The sequence below is a fragment of the Paracoccus sp. TRP genome, assembly GCF_000185925.1.
Classification (GTDB): Bacteria; Pseudomonadota; Alphaproteobacteria; order Rhodobacterales; family Rhodobacteraceae; genus Paracoccus; species Paracoccus kondratievae.
This window is the reverse complement of record NZ_AEPN01000018.1, coordinates 81,060-87,429: the sequence shown is the minus strand read 5'-3', so window position 1 is coordinate 87,429 and position 6,370 is coordinate 81,060. Positions and strand designations below refer to the sequence as shown.

Sequence of the window (6,370 nt, the reverse complement as noted above, 5' to 3'; positions counted from 1 at the left end):
AGAGGAATCCCTTTTGTCAACACGACCTAACCCGTGGATTGCTCCTGTGAAGCCTGATCGGGCGCGACTTCTCAAACAACGGCCATCACACGCCAAAGTGTTCGTGTGACGCGAGTGTGACTACCGCGCTCTCCCTGACGACGCTCTGCAAGACAGTGATCGTAATCCTGCCTTTCTCTGGACGCACATCTGCGATTAAAGGGCCGGGATATTCGGCGGTGCCGAGAAAGCATGAGATCCGGACGATGCAGAAACGACCCGAGGACGATAGCGCAGACCTGGCCATCCATCTCGACGAGGTGGGCCATGAAGTTGCAGGCCGTCCTGTGCTCTCAGGGCTGACATTATACTCGACTGCGCGGCGTATCGGTGTGGTCGGCCGCAATGGCTCGGGGAAAAGTACGTTGGCGCGGCTGCTTGCCGGACTGATAGCCCCGAGTTCGGGGACCATTCGCATCGGAGGACATGATATTTTCAGGGATCGCCGTGAAGCGCTTGCGACTGTAGGTATCCTCTTTCAGAACCCTGAGCATCAGATCATCTTTCCGCGCGTTAGCGAAGAAATCGCTTTTGGCTTGCGGCAACAAGGCCTGGACAAACATGCAGCCGCCGCGAGGGCCGAGGCCGTGCTGCACAGTTTTGACAAGCTGCACTGGAAGGATGCCCCGATCTCGGCGCTGTCACAGGGACAGAAGCATCTCGTCTGCATGATGGCGGTGTTGGCGATGCGCCCACGGCTTCTGATCCTTGATGAACCTTATGCCGGGCTTGACATCCCGACCCGCCGCCAACTTGCGCGCTACCTGCGGCGGGTCAATACGCGGTCGCTGCATATTTCGCACGAGCCATCGGATCTTGAAGATTGTAAGGAATTGTTCTGGTTGGACCGTGGTCGCATCGTTGCCCAAGGTACGCCGGCTGAGGTCCTGCCGCGCTTTACGGCCGAGATGATCCGTCTGGGGGATCTGGATGATATCGCTGACCTCGCCGGTTAAGACACGCGCCCATCACTGGCCGGCGGGGCTCAAGCTTGCGGGGCTGTGCCTTGCTTCGACCGGGCTGTTCCTGACTGGCAGTATGGTCGTTCATGTGACGGCGCTGCTGTTGGTTCTGGCGCTTTACGCCGCACCGGGCACAGCCTTTTTCCGCGCGGGCATGTGCGGGATGCGGGTGGTTGTGCCCTTTGTCCTTATCCTGCTTGTCTGGCATGGGGTAACGGGGGACTGGCAAAGCGGGGTGTTGATCACGTTGCGTATGGTGACGCTGATCGGGCTCGCCAATCTTGTTACCATGACCACAGGGCTTGAGGATCTGGTCGAGGTGCTGCAACACCTGACCGCGCCCCTTGGCCGGTTGGGCCTACCCGTGCATCTGCTTGATACGGCCATCCCGCTTGTCATCCGCTTTACGCCAGTCATTGTCGAGCGGGCCGGAACGCTGGCCGAGGCCTGGCGTGCCCGATCTTGCCGCCGTCCGGGCTGGAGGCTGATCCTGCCCTTGACGCTGCAAGCTCTGGACGACGCCGATCATGTCGGAGAAGCTTTGCGGGCACGCGGCGGGCCGCTTGGCTCTCCCCAACAGGAACCCTGAGACCGGAGAAACCGAATGGAACGGAATATCGCCCAGATCGCCCTGTTCGCGGCCATGATTGCGGCGCTGGGGCTGGTGCCGCAGATCACGCTTGGCTTTGGCGTGCCGATCACTGCCCAGACGTTGGGCGTCATGCTGGCTGGTGCGGTCCTTGGGGCGCGGCGTGGCGCTGCGGCGGCCGGGCTGTTTTTGCTGCTGGTTGCGCTTGGCCTGCCGCTGCTTGCTGGTGGGCGCGGGGGGCTTGGCGTTTTTGTCTCGCCGACAGCAGGATTTGCACTTGGGTTTCCGGTCGCGGCCTTTGCAACCGGGCTGTTCGTCGAACATGTGCGGCTGCATTCGGCTGGGCTGGCGGCTGGGCTGGGCGCGGTCTTTGGTGGGATCCTAGTCCTTTATCTGCTTGGGGCCAGCGGGCTAGCCCTTGTCAGCGGCAAAAGCCTGATCGAAGCATTCCGCCTCGTTGCGGTCTTTATTCCGGGTGATCTGTTAAAGGCGGCGATCACCGGTATGCTTGTACAGGCTTTGGCAAGAGTAAGGCCGCAGATGCTTGCCTGGCATCGTGTCCCGGCAGGTCCGCGCGATTTCCGCCTGTGAATCCGGCGACGGCCCGCTTTGTCCCGGCCCGGCGCGAAGCCGTTCTCAGTTACGGGCTGCGCGGACAGAATGCGCCGGTTGCGACGGCGCTTCTTGACTGTCTGGCGCAAGGGTTGCCGGTCCATGCCAGCCATCAGGGCATCCGCCCGGCCGGGCCCCAGCCTGCGCCTTGGCTTTTCTGTCAAAGCTCGGGCTCGGGCGGGCGCGTCAAGACAATCCGGCGCAGTCATGGCTCATGGATCGCAAGCTTTGAGATCAGCCGCGCCGCCTTTGGCCTTTCACCGCGCGACCGCTATGCAGTGCTGGGCCAGCTTGGCCACTCACTGGCGCTTTATGCGACGTTAGAGGCGCTGCATCTTGGCGCGGGGCTGTTGCTGCTTGCCGGAGACAGCCCACGCAGCCAAATGCGGCAACTAACGGATAGTGCGGCGACGGTGCTTTATGCGACGCCCGCGCAATTGCGACGCTTGCTGATGGCGGATGCGGGTCCGTTGTACAGTTTGACCCATGTGTTTTGCGGCGGTGGCAAGCTGGACCCCGATTGCCGCGCGGCGATGGCGGCGCTGTGCCCGAATGCCGTGATCCGTGAGTTTTACGGCACCTCGGAGACCAGTTTCATCACCATGGCTGACGGTGCAACGCCTGAAGGCTCGGTGGGTCGTGCCTATCCGGGGGTGAGCCTGCACCTGGGCCCCGCAGGGCGGATCGCGGTCGCGAGTCCGTATCTTTTTGACGGCTATGCCGAGCCAGACCTGCCACTGCCGCCCCGGGAGGAAGGCCATCTTGTCACCGGTGATATCGGTTGGCTGGACGGGGCAGGCCATCTTTTCCTGCGGGGCAGGGAAAGCCGCATGGTTCTGGTCGCGGATCGGAACCTTTTCCTTGAGGATGTCGAGGCGGCGCTGGCTACAGCCGGGGCGGGGCTTTGCGCGGCTCTTGCGGTCCCGGACCCACGGCGCGGCCATTCCGTCCTTGCGGTGGTTGAGGGGCAGGGCGATGATACGCTGGCAGCGCGACTGCGCCGGGCCTGCCGCGAGGCGCTGGGGGATCACGCTGCCCCGCGTCGCATCATCTTTTTGCCGCGTCTGCCAGTGCTTGCCTCGGGCAAGCCGGATCTGGCGTCGCTGGCACGCTGCTTTGGGGCAAAAGCATGAGCGATCCTGTCATCCTTGCTGCGCGTCGCAGTGCTGTCGTGCCGCGTAACGGCGCTTTCCGCGCGCTTGAGCTGCACCAGATCGCTGCTCCGGTCATCGCGGATCTGCTGCGCGATGCTGGGCTGGCAGCAGATAATGTCGATGAGCTGATTTTGTCGAACGCGCTTGGCGGCGGGGGCAATCCTGCCCGGGTGGTGGCGCTGGCGGCGGGGCTGGCCGAGCGGGTGGCCGGCCTGTCGATCGACCGGCAATGCTGCGGGGGCATGGATGCGGTCATGCTGGCCGATGCCCTGATCCGCTCGGGTCAATGCGAGGTTGTCATTGCGGGCGGGGTTGAAAGCTATTCCCGACGCCCGCTTCGGCTGCGCACCGATCCAGAGGGCGGCGCGCCCGAGGCCTATGACCAGCCGTCCTTTACGCCATGGCCCGAACGCGATCCTGATATGGTCGCGGCGGCCGAGGCCATATCGCTGCGGCTCGGGATCACGCGCGAGGTTCAGGACCAGTGGTCCATCGCAAGCCACGCGCGGGCGCTTGCCGCCAGGATACATATGCGGTCTGAGATTACAGCGATTGCGGGGATCGATAGTGATCCGTTCGCACGCTCAATGACAGAGCGGCTTTGTAGCCGCGCGCCGGTGTTACGGGGCAGTATCTCCACCGCAAATGCTGCGGTTGCGGCCGATGGGGCAGGGTTCTGCCTGATGGTTTCAGCGCGGCTGGCGCAAAAGCTTGCGCACAGCGGCTGGCGTATGCTTGCCGGGGCGACGCGCGGGGCTGATCCTGAATTGCCGGGTCTTGCCCCTGTCGGCGCGATCCGCGCCGTCATGGCGGTGACCGACCTTTGCCCCACCTCTTTTGAAGCTGTCGAGATGATGGAAGCCTTTGCCGTTCAGGCAATCGCCTGCGCCCAGCTGACTGATCTGCCGCAGACGCTGATCAATCGCGGCGGCGGGGCGCTTGCGCGGGGTCACCCGATTGGCGCATCGGGGGCAATCAACCTCGTGCGTCTGTGCCATGAGCTGGGCTTGCCCGGTCAGCGAGGCCTGGCCGCCATCGCTGCTGCGGGCGGGATTGGCACGGCGGTTGTGCTTGAGCGGCTGGGCCAGTGATAGATCGGGCGCAACCGTCGTCAAAGCGGCCGCGCCCTATGGGCTTACTCGGGCAGGATACGCACCGCACCCTTGTCGGCCGAGGCAGCGAATTGTGCATAGACCTTAAGCGCGCCCGAAACCTGACGCTGGCGCGGCTGCGCGGGTTTCCAGCCCCGGGCCTCTTGTTCGGCGCGACGGGCGGCCAGCTCGTCATCCGGGACCGCCAGACGGATCGAGCGGTTGGGAATGTCGATCTCGATCAGGTCACCGTCATGCACCAGACCGATGATGCCGCCGGCAGCGGCTTCGGGGCTGACATGGCCGATGGACAGGCCGGAGGTCCCGCCCGAAAAACGGCCGTCGGTGATCAGCGCGCAGGCTTTTCCAAGCCCCTTGGATTTCAGGTAGCTGGTCGGATAGAGCATTTCCTGCATGCCCGGCCCACCTTTGGGTCCTTCGTAACGGATGACGACCACATCCCCGGCCTGGACTTTGCCGGTCAGGATGCCCGAGACAGCCGCGTCCTGGCTTTCATAGACCTTGGCCCTGCCCGAAAAGACCAGGATGGATTCGTCCACGCCTGCGGTCTTTACAATGCAGCCATCGACGGCCAGATTGCCTTTGAGCACTGCCAGACCGCCGTCCTTTGAGAACGGGGTTTTGGCTGAACGGATAACGCCCTTTTCGCGGTCCAGATCCAGATCGGGCCAGAGTGAGGATTGGCTGAACGCCACCTGTGTCGGTACGCCACCCGGCGCGGCCATGAACAGCTGGCGCGTCTGCGGATCGTTGCTGCGCACGATATCCCATTGGTCGATAGCCGCGCCGATGGTCGGGGCATGGACCGTGGTGCAATTACGATCGACAAGTCCGGCGCGGTCAAGCTCGCCCATGATCGCCATGATGCCGCCGGCGCGATGGACGTCCTCCATATGCACATCGGCCTTGTTCGGCGCGACCTTGCACAGGCAGGGCACCTTGCGCGACAGGGCGTCGATGTCGTCCATGGTGAAATCGACCCCGCCTTCCTGCGCGACCGCAAGCAGGTGCAACACGGTGTTCGTCGAACCGCCCATGGCGATATCCAGCGACATGGCGTTATAGAATGCGGCCTTGCTGGCGACCGAGCGTGGCAGGACCGAGGCATCATCCTGTTCATAATGGCGGCGGGTGATGTCGACGATACGCCGGCCAGCCTCAAGGAACAGGTTCTTGCGATAGGCATGAGTTGCCAGGGTCGAGCCGTTGCCGGGCAGCGACAGCCCCAGCGCCTCGGTCAGGCAGTTCATTGAGTTGGCGGTGAACATCCCCGAGCACGAGCCGCAGGTCGGGCAGGCGGCCTCTTCGATAGCGGTCAGATCTGCGTCCGACACTTTGTCATCAGCCGCAGCGACCATGGCATCGACCAGATCCAGCGCGACCTTGCGGCCATCGCCCAGCGTGACCTTGCCCGCCTCCATCGGTCCGCCCGAGACAAAGATCGTCGGGATGTTCACCCGCATTGCTGCCATCAGCATGCCGGGGGTGATCTTGTCGCAGTTCGAGATACAGACCATGGCATCGGCGCAATGCGCGTTGACCATATATTCGACCGAGTCGGCGATCAGTTCGCGCGAAGGCAGCGAATAAAGCATGCCGTCATGGCCCATGGCGATACCGTCATCGACCGCGATGGTGTTGAACTCTTTGGCGATACCGCCAGCCGCTTCGACCTCGCGCGCAACCATCTGGCCCAGGTCCTTCAGGTGCACATGTCCCGGCACGAACTGGGTAAAACTGTTTACAATCGCGATGATCGGTTTGCCGAAATCGCTGTTTTTCACCCCGGTCGCACGCCAGAGGCCGCGGGCCCCTGCCATATTGCGGCCATGGGTGGTGGTGCGGGAACGATATGCGGGCATGGCTGGGTTCTCTGTCGTCTGATTGTCCGTGCTGAGCGGC

At 63.4% G+C, this 6,370-nt stretch carries 6 protein-coding genes; 5 read left to right on the top strand and 1 reads right to left on the bottom strand.

Going from position 1 to position 6,370, the window contains the following annotated elements; all coding sequences use genetic code 11:
* Nucleotides 1–245: 245 nt before the first annotated feature.
* Genes PARACOCCUSGL_RS0111350 through PARACOCCUSGL_RS0111330 form a run of 5 tightly spaced genes read left to right on the top strand, consistent with a single transcriptional unit; the run spans nt 246 to nt 4,447 of the window.
* Nucleotides 246–995: an energy-coupling factor ABC transporter ATP-binding protein gene (locus PARACOCCUSGL_RS0111350; protein ID WP_010396516.1), complete on the top strand. Its 750-nt coding sequence runs from the start codon at nt 246–248 to the stop codon at nt 993–995.
* Entirely contained in the window at nt 970–1,590 is a 621-nt protein-coding gene (locus tag PARACOCCUSGL_RS0111345; protein ID WP_010396514.1) for an energy-coupling factor transporter transmembrane protein EcfT, read from the top strand. Before PARACOCCUSGL_RS0111350 ends, PARACOCCUSGL_RS0111345 begins: the two co-directional genes overlap by 26 nt.
* Nucleotides 1,591–1,605: 15 nt before the next feature.
* The gene (locus tag PARACOCCUSGL_RS0111340) at nt 1,606–2,181 is read left to right on the top strand and encodes a biotin transporter BioY (RefSeq protein ID WP_010396512.1); all 576 of its coding nucleotides are present in this window, start codon (nt 1,606–1,608) and stop codon (nt 2,179–2,181) included.
* Nucleotides 2,178–3,335 carry an AMP-binding protein gene (locus PARACOCCUSGL_RS0111335; protein ID WP_010396510.1) on the top strand — a complete coding sequence of 386 codons (1,158 nt, stop codon included), beginning with the start codon at nt 2,178–2,180 and terminating at the stop codon, nt 3,333–3,335. Before PARACOCCUSGL_RS0111340 ends, PARACOCCUSGL_RS0111335 begins: the two co-directional genes overlap by 4 nt.
* Nucleotides 3,332–4,447: a thiolase family protein gene (locus PARACOCCUSGL_RS0111330; RefSeq protein WP_010396508.1), complete on the top strand. Its 1,116-nt coding sequence runs from the start codon at nt 3,332–3,334 to the stop codon at nt 4,445–4,447. Before PARACOCCUSGL_RS0111335 ends, PARACOCCUSGL_RS0111330 begins: the two co-directional genes overlap by 4 nt.
* Before the next feature lie 44 nt (nt 4,448–4,491).
* On the opposite strand, the gene ilvD is transcribed toward PARACOCCUSGL_RS0111330, so the two are convergent.
* On the bottom strand, nt 4,492–6,330 hold the full coding sequence (gene ilvD / locus PARACOCCUSGL_RS0111325; protein ID WP_010396505.1) for a dihydroxy-acid dehydratase: 1,839 nt from the start codon (nt 6,328–6,330) through the stop codon (nt 4,492–4,494).
* Between the last annotated feature and the right edge of the window lie 40 nt (nt 6,331–6,370).